Here is a 19234-nt window from a genome sequence, read left to right as displayed (position 1 = left end):
ATTAGTCATGAAAAAGGATGCAAACTTCAGCATGAACCTCCTTAATTAAATCATTTGGATCAAGTTTAAGTTGCAGGCCACGCTGACCCGCACTTATGTAGATATAAGGATAATTGAGACAAGATTCATGAATGTATGTAGGGAAAGGTTTCTTCATACCGATAGGAGTACATCCACCACGAATATATCCCGTCAAAGGAAGTAATTCTTTCATCGGAATAAGATCACACTTCTTATTACCGGAAGCTTTAGCCGCCAATTTTAAATCTACCTCATGCTCACCGGGGATGACACATACGAAATAGCCATTCTTATCGCCATGCAGGACAAGGGTTTTGAATACCTGTTCGATATTCTCCCCCAAACTATCAGCCACATGAATAGCGCTTAAATCGTTTTCATCCACCTCATAGGGAATGAGTTCGTATGGTATTTTGGCTTTATCCAAAAGCCTCGCCGCATTCGTCTTATTGATTTTCATAATTTATCCTTTTAATTCTTCTCGCAAAAACTTAGGGGTATATCCCTTCTTACTCTTGGCCACTTCTTCCGGTGTGCCGCAACTGAGGAGTTGCCCCCCACCCTTACCACCATCAGGTCCCATATCGATGATATAATCAGCCATCTTGATAACATCCAGATTATGCTCGATGACAATCACTGTGTTACCTTTGTCCACCAATTTATTAAGCACATTCATCAGTACGCGAATGTCTTCGAAATGAAGTCCGGTAGTAGGCTCATCCAGAATATAAAGGGTTTTCCCCGTATCTCGCTTGGAAAGTTCCGTAGCCAATTTCACACGTTGGCTTTCACCACCGGAAAGGGTGGTGGAAGATTGTCCCAACTTTATATATCCCAGACCGACTTCCTGTATTACCTTAATCTTATTCAAAATCTGTGGCACATTTTCAAAGAACTCCACCGCACGGTTAATGGTCATATCCAGTACATCAGCAATAGATTTTCCCTTGAAGCGCACTTCCAATGTCTCACGATTATAGCGTTTGCCATGACAGACTTCACAGGGTACATATACATCGGGCAGGAAGTTCATTTCAATTGTTTTGTAACCATTTCCCTGGCACGCTTCACAACGTCCGCCACTCACATTAAAAGAGAAGCGCCCCGGTTTATAACCGCGTATCTTGGCTTCCGGTAATCCTACAAACAAATTACGAATATCAGAAAAGACTCCCGTATAAGTGGCTGGATTAGAACGCGGTGTACGCCCCAACGGAGACTGATCCACATTTACCACCTTATCGATGTTTTCCAATCCTTCAATACTATCGTATTTCAGAGGATCCTGAAGCGAGCGATAGAACTTCTGCGAAAGAATAGGTTGCAATGTTTCGTTGATCAGCGTAGATTTTCCGCTGCCGGATACACCAGTGACACAGATCAACTTACCAAGAGGAAATTCCACATCTACCCCTTTCAGGTTATTCCCCCGTGCACCACGCAGCCAAAGGCTATGCCCATTACCTTCACGACGTTTTTGGGGTATTTCTATCTCACGTTCCCCATTAAGATATTGTGATGTCAACGTATGCGTCTCCAACATTTCCTTGGGAGTTCCTGCAAAAACAACCTCACCACCCAAGCGTCCGGCTTTCGGCCCCATATCAATCACATAATCAGCAGCCATCATCATATCCTTATCATGCTCCACAACAATGACGGAGTTACCGATATCCCTCAGCTCTTTCAGAGAATGAATTAGCCGCTGGTTATCCCGCTGATGCAAGCCAATACTCGGCTCATCAAGAATATAAAGTACATTCACCAATTGCGAACCGATTTGAGTAGCCAAACGAATACGCTGACTCTCACCACCAGAAAGAGTTACAGAACCACGGTCAAGGGCAAGGTAATCCAGTCCCACATCCAACAGGAATTTCAGACGGGTACGGATTTCTTTCAATATCTCAACAGCAATTTGTTTCTGCTTATTATCCAGATACTGATCGACATTCATCAGCCAGTCATAAAGCTCATTGATATCCATACAAGACAGTTCATAGATATTCTTATCATGGATACGGAAATGAAGAGCTTCTTTATTCAATCTTGCCCCTTTACATTCAGGACATACAGTAGTTTTAGCAAATTGCTCCGCCCACTTTTGTGCAGTAGCAGAAGCATCTTTTTCCTGTAACATCTGAATATACTTCACCACCCCCTCAAACGTTACAAAGTAATCGGAAGAAGTACCGATAAGAGAGCTTTTAATCTTAATACGTTCATCCGAACCGTAGAGGATTTCATCAATGGCTTCATCCGGCAATTCCTTAACAGGAGTTTTTAAGGTAGCTTCATATTTCTCCAATAAAGCGGCAATCTGCCAGAAAATCATGCTATTCTTGTACTTACCTAATGGAATGACAGCTCCTTCGTATATAGAAAGTTCCCGATCGGGAATCACTTTTTCCACATCAATCTGATTCACAACTCCCAATCCCTTACATTTAGGGCAAGCACCTTGCGGAGAGTTGAATGAAAAATTGTGGGGTGCCGGCTCACGGTAGGACAACCCGGTAACAGGACACATTAACCGCTTACTATAGTGACGAACATTTTCGGATTGCAAATCAAGTATCATCAACAAGCCGTCACCTTGCTGCATCGCGGTAGCCACACTGTTTTTCAGACGAACGTCATCTTTATCCGTCACAACCAGCTTATCAATAACTACTTCTATATCATGATTCTTATAGCGGTCCAACTTCATACCGGGCAATGCCTCCTTGATTTCACCGTCTACACGAACATAGAGATAACCTTTCTTACGCACCTGTTCGAACAGTTCCTTATAATGTCCCTTACGAGTACGAACTAATGGAGCCAGAATATAAATTTTCTTGCCTTTATAATCATTCAGAATTAAATCAAGAATTTGCTCTTCAGTGTATTTCACCATTCTTTCACCCGAAAGATAAGAATAGGCTATACCGGCACGTGCATAAAGCAAACGTAAATAATCATAAATTTCCGTTGTAGTGCCGACTGTAGAGCGGGGATTCTTATTCGTCGTTTTTTGTTCAATAGAAATAACCGGACTCAATCCCGTAATCTTATCGACATCGGGACGCTCCAGATTTCCCAGGAAATTGCGGGCATACGCAGAAAATGTTTCGATATACCGACGCTGTCCTTCGGCAAAAATCGTGTCGAATGCCAACGACGACTTGCCGCTTCCGCTTAGTCCCGTAATAACGGTAAGACTGTTACGGGGAATTTCCGCATCGATATTTTTTAGATTGTGCACGCGCGCACCATATACATTGATGTATTCTGTTTCTTCTGTCATTTATCTTAACATATTAATATCACTTTTAATCTTATAATTAACTCCATCTGCTCCCTCCGCTTCTACCACTATAAAATAAACACCTTCGGGAACATTCTTTCCATGCGCAGTACCATCCCATCCTGCATCAATATTCTGTAATCCCCAGCGGTAAAGTTCCTGTCCCCAACGATTGAAAACATACGCATTGAAGCGAACCAGCGACTTATGCTTTACACGGAACACATCATTCACTCCGTCGCCATTAGGTGAAAAAGCATTCGGTACTTTAAGTTCCGATTCAGTAATACGAATCATAAAAGTGCCAGAAGTATTCGTTTCTTCCGTCTCAATATCCGTCATAGTCAGACGGACATAAAACATACCGGATTCCTGAAAACTATAAATAGTTTCAGCATCAAAGCGCGTCAGGAAAATATCATTGAAAGCTGCGTCGCGAGAGAAGTTCCATTCATAACGAAAGTTTGCAGTCTCATCCGACGACTCCCCGGAGTCTTCATCTCTCCACATAAAACGAAATTCAAGAGGAGCGGCACCCGTATAGGTATCATCCGGAAAGATAGAAACATTCCCTTCCGGAGCTGCTCCGTTTTCGGAAAGCAAAATAGCCACGGGAGACACTTCTAAGAGTCCTATCCTTCCCCCGTCAGCCCACACCGGTAAATACCCGAGCAACAGTATCGCCACACAACCGATATATGAAAACAATCCGCATCGCATAATACCTGCAAAAATAACGGTTTCCCAGCGAATATCAGCGGATACATAAGATTTTTCAGTTTTAAAATGCACAATATTATTTCTTAACGCATTCCTTTCGTTAAATTTAGGCAAAATCCTTACCTTTGCGGCTACTTTGGGAAATTGTAAACGTAAACCAACGATATCGAATGAGAACGATTAACCGGATTTTCTGCTCCTTGCTGCTCGCCGGTGCATGCAGTCTCGGAGCAATTGCACAAGAGAACCAGTCATATTTTCTGCATACCATTGAAAAAGGGCAAAGCCTTTATTCCATATCCAGTATGTATGGTGTCACACAGTCGGACATCGTGAAGTTGAATCCAGGAAGCGATGAAAAAATATTTGTAGGACGCACTTTACGCATTCCACGCACCGCTGCCAATACTCAGACAGAAACTTTCCATACTATAGCCCAGGGCGAAACCCTGTATCGGTTGACCGTTAAATATGGTATATCCGCCAAAGCTATTTGTGATGCCAACCCCGGACTGAGTGCCGAGAATTTTCGCATCGGACAGGTAATACGCATACCTTCCGCCAGCGAAGCAGGTATAATTACTACGGAAACCGTTAATGAGCCTGCAATTCCCTTAATTCAGGGACCTGTACAATCTCGTTGCCGGGATATGCACAAAGTTAAGCGGAAAGAAACTGTTTACAGTATCAGTCGTGAGTATGGTATTTCCGAAGCAGAACTGATAGCAGCCAACCCGGAATTGAAAGGTGAAAACAAAATAAAGAAAGGTACTTTCCTCTGTATTCCTTATCCTACTGCGCAAGTAGAGAAGCCTACCCAGCCACAGGTAGTGCCCAGTGACACCCAATTATTCAGTGAAAATAAGAAAACAACAGAACGTTTCAGTACGATTAAAGCTGCCTTGATTCTTCCTTTCCTGGATGTTTCCAAGAGTGAGGCTGCCCGTATGATAGAATATTATGAAGGCTTCCTCATGGCAGTAGATAGTTTGAAACGCAGTGGAGTTTCCATTGATTTGTACGCTTACAATTCCGGTCCTGAGAGTGCTTCTCTGAATCCAATCCTCTCCAAAAAGGAGATGAAGGATATGGATATTATTTTCGGTCCGTTATATCCACAACAAATCAAGCCAGTGGCTGATTTCGCCCAGAAAAATGATATTCGTCTCGTGGTACCGTTCTCATCAAAAGACAACAGTGTATTCCGCAACCCCGCCATCTATCAGATTAATACTCCTCAGTCATATCTTTACTCAGAAGTATACGACCACTTTGTTCGCCAATTCCCCAATGCTAATGTTATCTTCATAGAGGCCAGTACAGGCACAAAAGATAAAGCTGAATTTATCAAAGGATTAAAAGACGAACTGAAAAACCGTTCCATTCCAATGAAATCCCTGAAAGAGGATGCAACAGTAGAATCCCTGAAAACAGTATTACGCTCCGACCGGGAAAATATATTCATCCCTACATCGGGAAGCAATGTGACTCTGATAAAAATACTTCCTCAACTAACCTTATTGGTGCGTGAAAATCCGGAAAGTAACATCCATTTGTTCGGTTATCCAGAATGGCAAACTTACACCAAGGATCATTTGGAAACCTTCTTTGAACTGGATACTTACTTCTATTCATCATTCTATACCAACAATTTGTTACCTGCGGCTATCAGCTTCACTAAGAATTACCGCAGATGGTATGGCAAAGAGATGGATGAACGCTACCCAAAATATGGTATGTTAGGCTTTGATACCGGTTATTTCTTTCTGAAAGGCTTGTCACGCTATGGATCTGAGTTAGAGAAAAATATGCAACTCATGGATCTGGTACCTATTCAAACCGGATTCAAGTTCCAACGTGTAAACAATTGGGGTGGCTTTATCAACAAGAAAGTATTCTTTGTACGCTTCACCAAAAATTATGAGTTGGTGAAACTGGATTATGATTGATAACAGAAGGTTTTAAACTCAAAGACAATGAAGATAAAAAATATTATAGGATCCGTCCTGCTACTTACCGTATGGGCTTTGCCCGGCCATGCACAGATAGGCGAACAACGCCATAACTTAGCAGTAGGTTTTAACGGCGGTATCAATATCAATAGCGTCAGCTTCTCTCCTACTGTCCGGCAAAAAAGCTTGATGGGTATCAATGGTGGTCTGACAATGCGCTATATCTCCGAAAAGTATTTCAGTATGATTTGCGGCGCACAAGTGGAATTAAATTTCTCACAGCATGGTTGGAGCGAATTTGATGAAGATCACCCCGAACTGGAATATACACGTACAATGAATTATGTGGAAATTCCGCTTCTGGCACATTTGGCTTTTGGTAAAGACCGTGGAGTACAATTTTTTATCCATGCAGGTCCACAAATAGGTTTCTTTATTAGCGATACCAGAAAGAAAAACGATGCATGGGAAAATTTTACAACTCCGGAACAGCATGATAAGGATGTGGAAAATAAATTCGATTATGGTATTACGGGAGGAGCAGGACTGGAGCTACGTACTAAAGCCGGAAATTTCCTCATAGAAGGAAGATACTATTATGCCTTATCCGACTTTTATAAGAGTACCAAGAAAGACTATTTCTCACGTTCGGCACATGGTACTATAGTGGCTAAGATAACTTACCTGTTCGATCTCAAAAAATAATTCTAAGATAGATAAAAGAAGGCGCCCCGGAACTTTTATATAGAAGTCCTGGGGCGCTTTTTTTTATTTGATCTCTTTTATCTCAATCGGTCAGCCGCTTTCACCATTACCTCATCACGATAGATAGCACGGAAAGACAGATAATTTAAAATGATAGAAATAGCAGGAAGGCAAAGTGCCCAGCCTAATTGGAAAGTCATTGCATCCAAATCATCTTTCAGCATAAACATAAATACAAAAAATGCTGCATAATATCCGATCAATAAAATACTATTGAATACCGTCATACGAACCTGCAACATTCGGTTACGGAAGAGAAAGATAGTACAAAATGCCACGACTGCACTTAAAAACAAAATTCCGAATAACCCCCATGTAGATTGAAAGGTGTCTTCCGTCAGCGTCACCCCCAACGGCTTAAAAATATATGCAGTCACTCCGTCAGAAGCAATAAACTGTCCTACAGGCAAACACATGGTAGCTATTAGCAAACCTGTCACTATTAATAAATAAATAGATTGAATACGTTGTATCATTGTTATTTTCCTTGATTAAAACAACAGAGGTGTGTCCAAGCAAAATTTACTTGAACACACCTCCGTAGTAATTTCATTTACTGTAATTTTTCTTTTTCCTTAGCCGGGTTACGATAATAGATCTTACCTTCAACGTACTCTTGCGTTGCAATCAACGTCGGTTTCGGCAACTTCTCATAGTAGCGTGAAATTTCAATCTGCTCCCGATTCTCGAACACTTCTTCCAGATTGTCATTATAGGAAGCAAACTCTGCCAGCTTCTTAGAAAGATCATTCTTGATCTCTACACTGATCTGATTTGCACGCTTACCTATAATAGCTACGGTTTCATACACGTTACCGGTATCTGCACACAACTCCATCATGTCACGGGTAACCGTGGTACCAGGAGCATTTGTCTTCTTATAATCCATAAATATCTAAATTAATATTATCCTATATCTGTTTGCTTATCCCCATCCAACATCTTCTCGGAATCCTTAAATATCTTCTCGGCCTCCTTCATATATTTACTTTCAGGAAACTCATTCTTGAAAGCATAATATTCATCCACCGTTTCACGATAACGCTCTGCTCTCTTATCTTCCACACTATAAATGGCCATTTCATATTTGGCACGCAAAATAAGGATAGACAGATCTTCGCGAAGATTCGTATAAGGATAATCCTTCAAAGCATTTTGTGCAGTAATCACACAAGACTGATAGTTATTTCCCAAATAGTTACCCAAATTGTAATACATTCTGGCTGAAAGATACTCTTTCATTACCAACTTATCCTGCAATTTGAATATCATATCCTGAGCTTCATCTTTCTTTGAACTCTGCGGGAAGTATTCCATGAACATCTGCAACTGCTGAATAGCACTGTAAGTACCAGACTGGTCGAGACGAGGTTCCGGAGTATCCAGATACAATGCCTTACCTGCATGGAAACGTGCCAATTCAGCAAACGTACCGCGAGGATATACATTATAATATTGGATAAAACTCTGAGCTGCCGTTTGGTAGTCTTTCTGGTTATAATAGCTCATACCCAGCATGTAGAGGGATTCCTCTGCTTTGTCTGTACCCTTGAGGATAGCAATTAACTCATTAAGCAACGTTGCAGCACGGTTGTACTGCCCTTTTGCGAAGTAGTTCTTTGCCGCCTCATACTTATATTCATAGTCGGTGCTTTTTAACAGTTTATTGTACTCTCCACACGAGGAGAGCAATATTGCTGCAAGCAAAGTTATTAAGATGTTCTTCTTCATTCTTAGCTTTTCAAATAATGTGCAAAGATAAAGGTTCGCATCGAATAAAGCAACGATACGAACCTTAATTTTTCAAAAACCAGACATTGACCGACAAACGCCCGTCTATTCACGACAAAACGGAATAATGAACGGTCGAAAATAACGGTCATTATAATTTATACAAATCACTTGCTGCAAGCAGGTCCACTTTCTTTTCAGTCAGCACACGGATGCAGTTCTCCATGTCATTGGGACGGATGATAACATTAGCAGTGTTACCATTAGCAAACGAATACATGTATTCGATGAAAACACCTTCATCGGACAAGAAACGCAGAACCTTTGACAATGATCCCGGAATATTGGGACAACTAATGCCTACCACATCCGTTACATTCACTGCAAAATGATTATCTTTCAAAGCTTTATATGCCTTATCCGGTTCAGATACAATGCCACGAAGAATACCAAAATCAGCATTCTCGGCAATACAGAGAGCGGAAAGATTGACACCTTCTTTCGCAAGCACTTCAGTCACTTCGGTCAGACGGCCAGACTTGTTTTCAAGGAAAATAGAAAGTTGTTTTGCTACCATGATCTTAATTATTAATGATGAATGATGAATGATGAATGATAAATTACGGACATCCCACAGGAAATTAATAATTTATAATTCATAATTTATAATTAATTAAAGTTTCCGATTATCAATCACCCGTTTAGCTTTACCAACACTGCGTTCAATGCTGCGAGGTTCTACCAGACGTACATCTACTCCCAGCCCAAGTACGCTCTGCAGGCGAGCTGCTAATTTCTTCTTTAACGCTAGCATCTTGTTTATTTCATCCGAATAGTATTCCGGGCGTACTTCAACCTGCAACTCCATAGTATCAGTATTGTTCTTACGGTCTACAATCAGAAGGTAATGCGGCTCAAATTCCGGCATTTCAAGGATAACGGATTCTATCTGAGTCGGGAATACATTGACTCCACGAATAATAAGCATATCATCACTACGACCGAGGATGCGATCCATACGAACAAGCGTACGTCCACAAGTACATTTGTCATAATGCAGAGCGGTTAGGTCCTTGGTGCGATAACGCAACAAAGGCATCCCCTCTTTAGTCAGATGCGTAAAGACCAGTTCACCCGTTTCACCCGGAGCCACAGGTTCCAATGTATTCGGATTGATAATTTCAGGAAAATAATGATCTTCATTGAGGTGAGTACCATGCTGACATTCACACTCATACCCCACACCAGGACCGGCTATTTCACTCAATCCATATATGTCATAGGCTTTTATACCTAATTTTTCTTCAATTTCATTACGCATATTCTCTGTCCAGGGTTCTGCACCAAAAGCACCAATCTTCAACCTGAACTCTTCGCGTGGAAGACCGGAGTCTTTAATGGCATCCGCTAGATAAAGAGCATACGAAGGCGTACAGCAAAGCACCGTAGAACCAAAATCATGCATTAAAGTAATCTGCTTCTCTGTGTTACCACTTGACATCGGAATAACAGAAGCACCTATGTTCTCCGCACCTGCATGTGCACCCAGACCACCGGTAAACAAGCCATATCCGTAAGCCACATGAAAAAAGTCGGAACTATCTGCACCGTATGCTGTAAATGCACGTGAAAGGCATTCTGCCCAAGAAGACAAGTCCTTACGGGTGTATCCCACTACAGTAGGTTTTCCTGTGGTACCGGACGAGGCATGGATACGTACGATCTGGCTCATAGGTACAGCACAAAGTCCGAAAGGATAATTATCGCGCAAGTCGTATTTTGTAGTAAAAGGAAGTTTTACGATATCGTCTATACTGTTAATATCGTCCGGGGTAATTCCCAGTTCCTGCATTTTTTTACGGTAGAAAGGAGTGTTGTGATAAACATGCTCCACAATCTTTTTGAGGCGAATGCTCTGGATTTTGCGAAGGCTTTCACGATCCATACATTCGATGCTTTCATTCCAAATCATGTCTTTGTTGTATTACATTGATGGTTATTATTAATTCTTATTTCCTGCAAAGGAATAAAAAAATTTTGTTTATCTCAAGTATTTTCCCGAATATTGCCGTCCATAAGGAGAGAAAATGAATAAATTTGAATTAACATCTGCCTATAAGCCAACCGGAGATCAGCCGGAAGCTATTGCAGAGCTCACTGAGGGCGTACTTCAGGGGGTTCCTGCACAAACATTACTTGGTGTCACCGGTTCGGGAAAGACGTTCACCATAGCCAATGTGATTGCCAATATCAATAAACCAACGTTAATATTGAGCCATAACAAAACATTGGCAGCGCAGCTTTACAGTGAGTTTAAAGCTTTCTTCCCCAATAATGCTGTAGAGTATTACGTTTCTTATTATGATTATTACCAACCCGAAGCTTATTTGCCGTCTTCGGATACCTATATAGAAAAGGACCTTGCCATCAATGATGAGATAGACAAACTGCGACTTGCAGCCACCTCTTCCCTACTCTCAGGCCGGAAAGATGTGGTAGTGGTGTCTTCTGTATCTTGTATATACGGTATGGGAAATCCGTCAGATTTCTATGAGAATGTGATAGAAGTACAACAAGGAAAGGCATTCAGCCGGAATGTTTTCCTACGTCGTCTGGTAGACAGCCTCTATGTACGCAATGATATTGATCTGAACCGCGGAAACTTCCGTGTGAAAGGAGATACAGTAGACATCTATCTGGCTTATGCAGATAATCTGCTGCGCATTATTTTCTGGGGAGATGAAATAGACAGTATCGAAGAAGTCGATCCGATAAGCGGTGTGACCATCGCTCGTTTCGACGCATACAAAATTTATCCGGCCAACCTCTTCATGACTTCCAAAGAGGCCACTCTGCGGGCTATCCACGAGATAGAAGATGACCTGCATAAACAGGTGCAATGGTTTGAAAGTGAAGGACGTCCCTTTGAAGCAAAGCGCCTCCAGGAACGGGTGACATACGATATGGAAATGATACGCGAATTAGGTCATTGTTCCGGCATTGAAAACTATTCGCGCTACTTTGACGGCCGTAGTGCCGGTAGTCGTCCCTATTGTTTATTGGACTTCTTCCCGGAAGACTTCCTGATCGTTATAGATGAAAGCCATGTGAGCGTACCTCAGATACGTGCCATGTATGGTGGTGATCGTGCCCGTAAAATCAACCTTGTAGAATATGGTTTCCGCCTTCCGGCTGCCATGGACAATCGTCCATTGAAATTTGAGGAGTTTGAGGAGATGGCAAAACAAGTAATTTATGTAAGTGCCACACCTGCCAATTATGAATTGATTCAGTCGGAAGGCGTTGTTGTAGAACAGGTTATTCGCCCTACAGGCTTACTGGATCCGATTATCGAAGTACGTTCCAGCCACAATCAGATAGACGATCTCATGGAGGAAATCCAGATTCGTATCGAAAAGCACGAACGTACGCTGGTCACTACACTTACTAAGCGCATGGCAGAAGAATTGGCAGAATTCCTGCTGAATAACAATGTGAAATGCAACTATATCCATAGCGATGTAGATACATTGGAACGCGTCAAGATTATGAGTGACTTGCGTGAAGGTTTATACGATGTACTTATCGGTGTCAATCTGTTGCGTGAAGGATTAGACCTGCCGGAAGTCTCACTCGTGGCAATTCTTGATGCAGACAAGGAAGGTTTCCTACGCTCACACCGCTCACTGACGCAGACTGCCGGACGTGCCGCCCGAAATGTAAACGGTATGGTTATCATGTATGCCGACCGTATCACAGAAAGCATGCAATTGACAATTGACGAAACCAACCGTCGCCGTGAAAAGCAACTAAAATATAATGAGGAACATGGTATCACTCCTCAACAAATCAAAAAGGCGAAGAACCTCAATGTATTTGCGCCCAATACTGCACAGGAAAATGGCTTTACCGAAAAAGGAACAACCACTCCCCGTCCCTATGTCGAGCAAGAAAGTTCCGCCAGCATTGCTGCCGACCCTATTGTGCAATACATGTCCCGTCCGCAACTGGAAAAGAGTATCGAACGTACCCGAAAACTCATGCAGGAGGCTGCCAAGAAGCTCGACTTCATCGAAGCAGCACAATATCGGGACGAATTGCTGAAAATGGAGGATATGTTGAAAGAGAAAACATAACACATCTGTGTTGCTTTCTCTCTTCCCGACTATCCGAACCGTGCCAAGTCCGTATTCGCTCCGTATCTATACGCTTGGACTTGGTACGGACTTGATACGGTGTTGGTACGGAGTTGATACGGTGTTGGTACGGACTTGATACGGTGTTGGTACGGAGTTGATAGGTAGAAGATAAAAGAGACTGTCATTTTCCTTAAAATAAATAGAATAAGAAGTCGTTTTGGCTAATAAGTGTTATAAAACATACTTTTTCTTTTGGATAATTTGCAAGTATTCCAAAAGTCCGTATCTTTGCAATGTGTTTTTCATAGTATTAGATTTAAGGTTAACAAAGGTTGGAGTACAGCGGTACTCCTTTTTTTATGTCCATACCCCTCAAGTGAATCAAAATTAATAGATAGAATTGCCATAGACATACCCTCTAATTCATGCTTTTTGCGTATGTTTGTACCAAAGTTCAATTTCGCAAACTTACATGGAATTATTAGTATATAAAGCCTCAGCCGGTTCTGGAAAGACATTTACCCTCGCTGTAGAGTACATCAAGCACTTGATACTCAACCCCAGAGCTTACCGGCAAATACTTGCCGTAACCTTCACCAATAAAGCTACGGCAGAGATGAAAGAGCGCATCCTGCAACAACTCTACGGAATCTGGGTAAGCGACCCGGCATCCGAACCCTACTTGAATCGTATCCGAGAAGACTTACAATGGAAGAATCTGTCTGAAGACGATATCCGCCTGGCAGCCGGAACCGCCTTACAGTACATGTTGCATGATTACAGTCGGTTCCGGGTGGAAACCATCGACTCTTTTTTCCAATCCGTGATGCGTAATCTGGCACGCGAACTGGAACTAAGCCCGAACCTCAATATCGAACTGAATAATACCGAAGTTCTGAGTGATGCAGTGGATAGCCTGATAGAGAAACTAACTCCATCCTCTCCGGTACTGGCCTGGCTACTGGACTATATCAATGAGCGTATTGCCGATGATAAACGCTGGAATGTATCCAATGAAATCAAACGCTTTGGCTGGAATATCTTCGATGAAGGTTATATAGAACAAGGTGAAGGACTCCGCCAACAACTGAAAGATCCCAATACTATCAAGCTATACCGTAATGAACTGAGGGAAATGGAAACGGAAGCTCTGGAACAAATGAAAGGTTTCTACGACCAATTCATTGGCGAACTGGAAGCACATGCCCTCACACCGGAAGATCTGAAAGGTGGGGCACGAGGCATAGGCAGCTATTTTCGCAAACTGAGGGATGGACGTTTATCAGACAAAGATACAGTAAATGCCACACTAAAGAACAGTCTGGATGATGCCAAAAACTGGGCTACCAAAACATCTGCGCAGAAGAACGAAATTATTCGGCTGGCCGAAACAAGCTTACTCCCGTTATTACAGGATGCTGAAACTTTCAGACCAAGAAACAACAAGATCGTAAATAGTTGCCGACTGTCCCTGCAACATTTGAATAAATTACAGTTACTTGCCCATATCGACGAAGAAGTGCGTGAACTGAATCGGGAACATAACCGCTTCCTATTATCAGATACGAATGCACTGCTCCATAATCTGGTACGAGATGGGGATTCTTCTTTCGTATTCGAAAAAATCGGTGCCAATATACGAAACGTAATGATCGATGAGTTTCAGGACACCAGCCGGATGCAATGGGATAACTTCAAAATTCTACTACTTGAAGGTCTTTCACAAGGAGCAGACAGTTTGATCGTAGGAGATGTGAAACAATCTATCTATCGCTGGCGAAACGGCGACTGGGGGATATTGAACGCGCTGGGTACCAAAGATGCTTCTTTCCCTTTCCCGGTACGTGTAGAAACATTAAAGACCAACCGTCGAAGTGAAACGAATGTCATCCGCTTCAATAATAACTTATTTACCGCAGCCGTGGAATATCTAAATATGCTCCACCTGAAAGAGCTGCAAGAAGACTGCCACCCCCTGCAACGGGCTTATGCAGATGTTGCCCAGGAATCGCCACGAACGGAAGCTAAAGGATACATCAAAGCAACCTTTCTGGAACCGGACGAAGAGCATGACTATACAGAACTCACCATTCTCTCGTTAGGAGAAGAAGTGCAGCGGTTGCTGGAAGCAGGCGTGAAGCTAAACGATATCACCATTCTGGTACGCAAAAATAAAAACATCCCTCCCATTGCTGACTATTTTGACAAGACCATGCACCTGTCTGTCGTCTCGGACGAGGCATTCCGACTGGATGCTTCACAGGCCATCTGTATGTTGATAGATGCCTTACGCTACTTATCCAATCCGGAAGACAAGGTGGCGTGCGCATCACTCATGATGAACTATGAATCAGGAATCAAAAAACAGGGAGGTGACTGGGACAGCTTACTGACCGCGAAACCTGAAGAAGCACTGCCTGAAGCATTCGTCACAGGTATGGAAACTCTCCGGTTAATGCCACTTTACGAATTGTTGGAAGAATTATTCAGTCTGTTTGAAATGAAACGGATTGAAGAGCAGGATGCTTATCTTTTTTCCTTCTTCGATGCTGTCACTGAATACCTTCAAAATAATTCTTCGGACCTGGACGCATTTATCCGCTACTGGAACGAAACATTATGTAATAAGACTATCCCCAGTGGAGAAATGGACGGCATCCGTATCCTTTCCATTCATAAATCAAAAGGACTGGAATTTCATACCGTTCTCATTCCTTACTGTGACTGGAAGCTCGAGAATGAAACTAATAATCAGTTGATATGGTGTTCGCCTACTGAAGCACCATTCAGTACACTCGACATCGTTCCGGTAAATTATTCCTCTACCATGGCGGAATCTGTATATCGGCAAAATTATCTGGATGAACGCCTGCAACTCTGGGTGGATAACCTGAACCTACTTTATGTAGCTTTCACCCGTGCCGGAAAGAATCTAATTTTCTGGTGCAAGAAAGGGCAAAAAGGTACCATGTCGGAATTATTGGCCAATGCTCTGCCACAAGTAGCCGCCCGGGAAGGTGATGAAAACTGGGATGAAAAAGAACCTTATGAAAATGGAGAACTCTGTCCATCAAAGTACACAGGAACAGATGAGCACCTGCCCGAAACCCCTAAGACTTCTGCCAATCGCCTTGCACAAAAGCCTGACAAACTCCCGGTACACATGGAAAGCATGAGGCATGATATAGAATTCCGACAGTCGAACCGTTCTGCGGACTTTATTCAGGGAGTTGATGAAGAAGAATCCGACAATCGCTTCATAAACCGGGGACGGCTTTTACATACTCTTTTCTCAGCCATTGAAACAGAGGAAGATATTGATAATGCTATTGACCAACTTGTCTTTGAAGGTATTATCGGCAAACCCGAAACGGAAAAGTCAATCCGGGAACTGACCCATCATGCATTCTCGCTTCTCCAAGTTCAAGACTGGTATTCGGGGAACTGGCACCTGTTCAATGAATGTGATATCATCTGGCAGGAAAGGGGTGAGCTACATACCCGCCGACCCGACCGTGTAATGGTGCGCGGCAATGAAATTGTCGTTATAGATTTCAAATTCGGAAAACAAAACAAAAAGTATAATAAGCAAGTGCAAGGATATATGCAATTGCTCACTCGCATGGGGTATCTGAAAGAAAACATAAAAGGATACCTTTGGTATGTGGAAGAAGATTTAATAGAAAAAGTATAGATACAACGGTAGTATGCAAACATTTCTCCAATTAGTAGCCCAAGACCTTTACCAAAAGATAGGAAACGATCTTTCAAGAGTAGCCATCGTTTTCCCCAATAAACGTGCCAGCCTGTTCTTCAACGAATATCTGGCAATGCAGAGCGACCGCCCTATATGGTCGCCTGCCTATGTCAGTATCAGCGAACTGTTCCGGCAACTCTCCCCGTGGAAATCCGGAGACCCTATCCGGTTGGTATGCGAACTCTATAAAGTCTTCCGTGAAGAAACCCGCAGCGAAGAAACACTCGATGATTTCTACTTCTGGGGCGAATTACTTATCAGTGATTTTGACGATGTGGACAAAAATCTTGTAGATGCCGACCGGTTATTCTCTAACCTGCAGGATTTGAAAAATATAATGGACGATTACGACTTCCTTGACTCCGAGCAGGAAGAAGCCATTCGTCAGTTTTTCCAAAATTTCTCTATCGAGCGCCGGACACAGCTTAAGGAGAAATTCATTTCTCTATGGGATAAATTAGGCGATATCTATCACCATTATCGCCGTAATCTTGAAGAACTTGGCATTGCTTACGAAGGTATGATGTACCGCTATGTAATGGAGGAATTACAGTCGGATAAACTAAAGTATGAGCATTACGTTTTTGTTGGTTTCAACGTATTAAACAAAGTAGAAACCAAGTTCTTTGAACGCTTGCGCGAGGCCGGAAAAGCATTATTTTATTGGGATTATGATGTCTTCTACACCCGCCTGCCCCGTGAAAACACACCTCCCTACACACACGAGGCAGGAGAATTCATTCTTCGTAATCTGAAATTATTCCCCAACGAATTGCCGGAAGCAGTTTTTGATACATTGCGGAAACCTAAAAATGTACGTTTCATCTCTGCTCCGACTGAGAATGCACAAGCACGTTATCTACCGGAATGGATACGTTCCGTAACGAAAAGAGACCTACAGGAGACTCCTGTGAAAGAGAAAGAAAATGCAGTAGTTCTTTGTAATGAGGCACTTCTGCTACCTGTACTTCATTCCATTCCACCTGAAGTAAAGAATGTAAATATAACTATGGGATTTCCTTTGGCACAAACACCCGTATACAGTTTCGTCAGTGCACTTATCGAATTGCAGACTACAGGTTATCGCAGAGATACGGGACGCTATCAATACGAAGCTGTACAGTCTGTACTGAAGCATCCCTATACACGTCAGCTCTCCACTTCTGCAGAAAGTTTAGAGAAACAATTAACAAGGGACAATCGATTCTTCCCTTTACCTTCTGAGCTAAAGCAAGATATTTTTTTAGAACAAATATTCACGCCTAAAACGGGTATTTCAGCCCTTTGTCAATACCTCACGGAGATGTTACGCGAAGTTGCTGTCCTCTACCGGCAAGAACAAGAAACAGATGATATCTTCAACCAACTTTACCGGGAGTCTCTATTTAAAAGTTATACTCTCATCAACCGTCTGCTGAACCTGATTGACAATGGAGAATTGAACATACAAATTGATACATTGAGACGTCTGCTCTGCCGACTACTTGCCACTTCAAACATTCCTTTTCATGGCGAGCCTGCTATTGGTATGCAGGTGATGGGAGTCTTGGAAACACGTAATCTCGACTTTCGTAATCTTATTATGCTTTCTCTCAACGAAGGGCAGCTGCCCAAAGCAGGTGGTGATTCTTCCTTTATTCCATACAATCTGAGGAAAGCTTTCGGCATGACTACTATCGAACATAAGAATGCCCTATATGCGTATTACTTCTACCGCCTGATACAACGTGCCGAAAATGTCACCTTATTATATAATACTGCTTCAGAAGGATTGAATCGCGGAGAAATGTCTCGTTTCATGTTGCAATTTCTTGTTGAATCTCCACACAGCATCTCACGAGAATACCTTGAAGCCGGACAATCTCCCCAAAGTGGTAGAGAAATTCGCGTTGAGAAAACACCGGAGATCATAACGAGAATGTACGAAAGGTATGATGTGAACCGTCATCCGAAATCCCTGTTTTCACCTTCAGCACTTAATACTTATCTGGATTGCAGATTGAAATTCTATTACCGCTATGTAGCTGGCCTAAAAGCTCCCGATGAAGTAAGCGCTGAAATAGACTCTGCTCTGTTTGGTACAATTTTCCACCGTGCAGCCGAATTAGTCTATAAAGATTTGACTGCAAACGGAAAAGAAATTCGAAAAGATGATTTGGAGCAAGTATTGCGCAATGATATAAAATTACAGAACTATGTAGATACCGCTTTCAAAGAGGAGTTCTTCCACGTAGCCCTCACCGAAAAGCCGGAATTTAACGGTACACAGCTTATTAATGCCAAAGTAATCACATCTTATCTCCGCCAACTGCTGCGTAACGATCTGCAATATGCACCTTTCTTTATGGAAGGCATGGAAAAGAAGGTAACGGAAATTATAGAAATCGAAACTCCGCAAGGAAAGTTAGCATTGAACATCGGTGGTACCATTGACCGTATAGATAGCAAAGACGACACTTTGCGTATAGTAGACTATAAAACAGGAGGTAGCCCAAAGACGCCCGAAAACATCAAGCAGCTATTCACACCTGCCGACGGACGTCCGAATTACATTTTTCAGACTTTCTTGTATGCTTCTATTATGTGCCGCAAGCAGTCATTGAAGGTAGCCCCTTCCCTACTTTATATTCATCGAGCAGCGTCAGAGACGTATTCCCCTGTTATTGAAATGGGAGAAGCACGCCAACCCAAGATGCCGGTCAATAACTTTGCTTTCTATGAAGATGAATTTCGTGAACGCCTGCAAACTCTTTTACAAGAAATATACAATCCGGAAGAAGCTTTCACCCAAACTGAAGATACCAAGAAATGTGAGTTCTGTGATTTCAGAGAGCTATGCAGGCGATAAAAAAACAGA

At 42.4% G+C, this 19234-nt stretch carries 13 protein-coding genes; 5 read left to right on the top strand and 8 right to left on the bottom strand.

Translation table 11 applies throughout. The features are described from left to right. Nucleotide 1: 1 nt before the first annotated feature. Genes ybaK through DW182_RS02640 form a run of 3 tightly spaced genes read right to left on the bottom strand, consistent with a single transcriptional unit; the run spans nt 2 to nt 4105 of the window. Nucleotides 2-481, bottom strand: coding sequence for a Cys-tRNA(Pro) deacylase (ybaK, locus tag DW182_RS02650; RefSeq protein ID WP_044270263.1), 480 nt, complete (start codon nt 479-481; stop codon nt 2-4). Between the two features lie 3 nt (nt 482-484). After that, nucleotides 485-3313 carry an excinuclease ABC subunit UvrA gene (uvrA, locus tag DW182_RS02645; RefSeq protein WP_118294574.1) on the bottom strand — a complete coding sequence of 943 codons (2829 nt, stop codon included), beginning with the start codon at nt 3311-3313 and terminating at the stop codon, nt 485-487. After that, complete coding sequence (locus DW182_RS02640) at nt 3314-4105, bottom strand: gliding motility-associated C-terminal domain-containing protein (protein ID WP_233564066.1); 792 nt, start codon at nt 4103-4105, stop codon at nt 3314-3316. A gap of 98 nt (nt 4106-4203) precedes the next feature. On the opposite strand from DW182_RS02640, the gene DW182_RS02635 reads away from it, so the two are divergent. Together DW182_RS02635 and DW182_RS02630 are read left to right on the top strand one after the other, a co-directional pair. Beyond that, nucleotides 4204-5982 (top strand): LysM peptidoglycan-binding domain-containing protein, encoded by a 1779-nt coding sequence (locus tag DW182_RS02635; protein WP_118294572.1) that lies wholly within the window; start codon nt 4204-4206, stop codon nt 5980-5982. Between the two features lie 27 nt (nt 5983-6009). After that, a complete protein-coding gene (locus DW182_RS02630; RefSeq protein WP_118294571.1) occupies nt 6010-6690 on the top strand; it encodes a porin family protein in 681 nt (226 codons plus the stop codon). Nucleotides 6691-6767: 77 nt separating this feature from the next. Here the strand turns inward: DW182_RS02630 and DW182_RS02625 are convergent, their stop codons facing one another. From DW182_RS02625 to DW182_RS02605, 5 genes are all read right to left on the bottom strand, one after another. Beyond that, on the bottom strand, nt 6768-7226 hold the full coding sequence (locus tag DW182_RS02625) for a DUF4293 domain-containing protein (RefSeq protein WP_118294570.1): 459 nt from the start codon (nt 7224-7226) through the stop codon (nt 6768-6770). Between the two features lie 77 nt (nt 7227-7303). After that, nucleotides 7304-7639, bottom strand: a complete 336-nt coding sequence (locus DW182_RS02620) for a DNA-directed RNA polymerase subunit omega (RefSeq protein WP_007663044.1) — start codon at nt 7637-7639, stop codon at nt 7304-7306. Between the two features lie 17 nt (nt 7640-7656). After that, the gene (locus tag DW182_RS02615; RefSeq protein ID WP_118294569.1) at nt 7657-8481 is read right to left on the bottom strand and encodes an outer membrane protein assembly factor BamD; all 825 of its coding nucleotides are present in this window, start codon (nt 8479-8481) and stop codon (nt 7657-7659) included. A 151-nt stretch (nt 8482-8632) separates the two neighbouring features. Further along, the gene (locus tag DW182_RS02610; RefSeq protein WP_007663046.1) at nt 8633-9058 is read right to left on the bottom strand and encodes an amino acid-binding protein; all 426 of its coding nucleotides are present in this window, start codon (nt 9056-9058) and stop codon (nt 8633-8635) included. Between the two features lie 96 nt (nt 9059-9154). After that, nucleotides 9155-10453, bottom strand: coding sequence for a phenylacetate--CoA ligase family protein (locus DW182_RS02605; RefSeq protein WP_118294796.1), 1299 nt, complete (start codon nt 10451-10453; stop codon nt 9155-9157). A gap of 115 nt (nt 10454-10568) precedes the next feature. Here DW182_RS02605 and uvrB point away from each other — a divergent pair, with 115 nt between their 5' ends. The 3 genes from uvrB (at nt 10569) to DW182_RS02580 (ending at nt 19225) form a co-directional block, all read left to right on the top strand. After that, a complete protein-coding gene (uvrB, locus tag DW182_RS02595) occupies nt 10569-12617 on the top strand; it encodes an excinuclease ABC subunit UvrB (RefSeq protein WP_118294568.1) in 2049 nt (682 codons plus the stop codon). A 475-nt stretch (nt 12618-13092) separates the two neighbouring features. Beyond that, nucleotides 13093-16314, top strand: a complete 3222-nt coding sequence (locus tag DW182_RS02585) for an exodeoxyribonuclease V subunit beta (protein WP_118294567.1) — start codon at nt 13093-13095, stop codon at nt 16312-16314. Between the two features lie 13 nt (nt 16315-16327). Further along, nucleotides 16328-19225, top strand: a complete 2898-nt coding sequence (locus DW182_RS02580; RefSeq protein WP_118294566.1) for a PD-(D/E)XK nuclease family protein — start codon at nt 16328-16330, stop codon at nt 19223-19225. Nucleotides 19226-19234 lie beyond the last annotated feature (9 nt).

Source organism: Bacteroides sp. AM16-24 (assembly GCF_003471885.1).
GTDB lineage: Bacteria > Bacteroidota > Bacteroidia > Bacteroidales > Bacteroidaceae > Bacteroides.
The sequence above is the reverse complement of the archived record's forward strand: the minus strand, read 5'-3'. Positions and strand labels throughout refer to the sequence as shown.

Bases quoted from the DNA above. Each gene is read 5' to 3' on its own strand.
- DW182_RS02610 (WP_007663046.1), bottom strand. From the start codon at position 9,058: ATGGTAGCAAAACAACTTTCTATTTTCCTTGAAAACAAGTCTGGCCGT.
- DW182_RS02605 (WP_118294796.1), bottom strand. From the start codon at position 10,453: ATGATTTGGAATGAAAGCATCGAATGTATGGATCGTGAAAGCCTTCGC.
- DW182_RS02625 (WP_118294570.1), bottom strand. From the start codon at position 7,226: ATGATACAACGTATTCAATCTATTTATTTATTAATAGTGACAGGTTTG.
- DW182_RS02630 (WP_118294571.1), top strand. From the start codon at position 6,010: ATGAAGATAAAAAATATTATAGGATCCGTCCTGCTACTTACCGTATGG.
- DW182_RS02635 (WP_118294572.1), top strand. From the start codon at position 4,204: ATGAGAACGATTAACCGGATTTTCTGCTCCTTGCTGCTCGCCGGTGCA.
- DW182_RS02580 (WP_118294566.1), top strand. From the start codon at position 16,328: ATGCAAACATTTCTCCAATTAGTAGCCCAAGACCTTTACCAAAAGATA.
- DW182_RS02615 (WP_118294569.1), bottom strand. From the start codon at position 8,481: ATGAAGAAGAACATCTTAATAACTTTGCTTGCAGCAATATTGCTCTCC.
- DW182_RS02585 (WP_118294567.1), top strand. From the start codon at position 13,093: ATGGAATTATTAGTATATAAAGCCTCAGCCGGTTCTGGAAAGACATTT.
- uvrB (WP_118294568.1), top strand. From the start codon at position 10,569: ATGAATAAATTTGAATTAACATCTGCCTATAAGCCAACCGGAGATCAG.
- uvrA (WP_118294574.1), bottom strand. From the start codon at position 3,313: ATGACAGAAGAAACAGAATACATCAATGTATATGGTGCGCGCGTGCAC.
- DW182_RS02620 (WP_007663044.1), bottom strand. From the start codon at position 7,639: ATGGATTATAAGAAGACAAATGCTCCTGGTACCACGGTTACCCGTGAC.
- ybaK (WP_044270263.1), bottom strand. From the start codon at position 481: ATGAAAATCAATAAGACGAATGCGGCGAGGCTTTTGGATAAAGCCAAA.